Below are 1,593 nucleotides of genomic sequence, written 5' to 3'. Positions count from 1 at the left end.
GCTCAGTTCGCATATTCATTTTAGTATCCATGTAACAATCTAAAGGGGATTAACTTAATAAGTCAAAATCAAAGTCAAACCCCTAAAGATTAAATTTATGGATAATAAAGTTAGCTTATTTTCATCTCTTACGCTATATGTAGGTATTGATGTTCACAAAAAACAGTGGTCGGTTTCTATTTATTCTGGACAAATCCATCACCGAACTTTTAGTCAGCCTCCAAATCCCGAAGCACTAAAATCCTATCTGGATAAGCATTTTCCAGAAGTAAAAGTGGTTTGTGCCTATGAAGCTACCAGATTTGGATTTTGGATTGCCCGATCACTCCATAACTTCGGGTATGAGTGTCTGGTAGTCAATCCGGCAGACATCCCCTCTACACATCAGCAGACTCAGAACAAAACTGATCCGGTCGATAGCAGGAAAATTGCCAAAACTCTACAGGCCGGACTGCTTACAGGGTGTAATATACCTTCCGAAGGTATAGAAGGAGACAGACAATTGTTCCGGTATCGAAAACGCCTATGGAGTGATCTGGTCAGGGTGAAAAACAGAATCAAAGGAACCCTGATGTTTTCAGGCGTCCAGCTTCCGGCTCAATACGATAACACTTACTGGAGCAAGGCATTTCTTGGTTGGTTGGCAGGAGTGGAATTACCATCTGTTTCATGCAGGGACACCATGAACCTACTGTTGACACAATATCATTTGACCTACCGTCACTTTCTGGACACCTCCATAAAGGTTAGGAAACTACTAAAAACCGCCCGATATAAAAACGATGGAAAATTGCTTCGTTCTATCCCGGGAATTGGACCACTCACCTCCGTGCAAATTCTTACAGAGTTGGGAGATATCAAACGGTTTTCCTCATTCAAAAAACTCAACAGCTTTGTAGGTTTCAAGCCTACCACTTACAGCAGCGGAGAACATGACTGGAAAGGACACCTTTCGATTCGTAAACATAAAGCCCTGCGAAGTGCTTTGGTAGAATGTGCCTGGCAGACAGTGCAGAATGATCCTGCCATGCTGGTCAAATACGAACAACTCCTGGATAGAATGACCAAAAAGAGAGCAGTCGTGGTGATCGCCAGAAAGCTCTTATCAAGAATATATTTTGTACTCAAAAACCAACAATCTTATCAATTAGGAGTGATCAAATAAGTGAAGTGGTTATCAAAAGAAGCAATGAAAGTCATTATATCCGAAAAGAAAAACCACTACCTCTCAACAAACGCTGAGGAGTTAAAGCTACTTCTTATTCTTAGTCTGGGGAGTGGTCTTTACATATTGTCAGATTAATACTTGTGACTACAGAATGAGTAGATCACTGATGGAAGCCGGACTTCTTTTCTTTTTCAAAAGGTAACCCAATATCAGTTTTCCGGTTGAAAGCCCGGAAACATCAGAAACAAAACAAATGTCAAGCTGGTAGAAACTACACAGCTCAGGGAAACATTGTGCCTTCCTTGCCACTAAGCAGCTTTGGGATCTCTAAAACATTCGAAGAAAAAAAGATAAAAAAAAGAAAATATGATGGCTTTTTACTAAATTGAATCAATCCCCTACCTTAAGATTATTCATGGAAGTGT

2 protein-coding genes are annotated in these 1,593 nt (G+C 40.4%); both read left to right on the top strand.

Translation table 11 applies throughout. The features are described from left to right. The first annotated feature begins 97 nt into the window (after window positions 1-97). Entirely contained in the window at window positions 98-1,165 is a 1,068-nt protein-coding gene (locus AAOP42_RS00685) for an IS110 family RNA-guided transposase (RefSeq protein ID WP_349526526.1), read from the top strand. Continuing rightward, window positions 1,166-1,303, top strand: coding sequence for a hypothetical protein (locus tag AAOP42_RS00680; protein WP_349526525.1), 138 nt, complete (start codon window positions 1,166-1,168; stop codon window positions 1,301-1,303). Window positions 1,304-1,593: the final 290 nt, after the last annotated feature.

Origin of the sequence: Reichenbachiella sp. MALMAid0571 (genome assembly GCF_040151475.1) — a bacterium.
In the GTDB taxonomy this organism is placed as follows: Bacteria; Bacteroidota; Bacteroidia; order Cytophagales; family Cyclobacteriaceae; genus CAXBNB01.
This window is presented reverse-complemented; position numbering and strand designations above follow the sequence as displayed.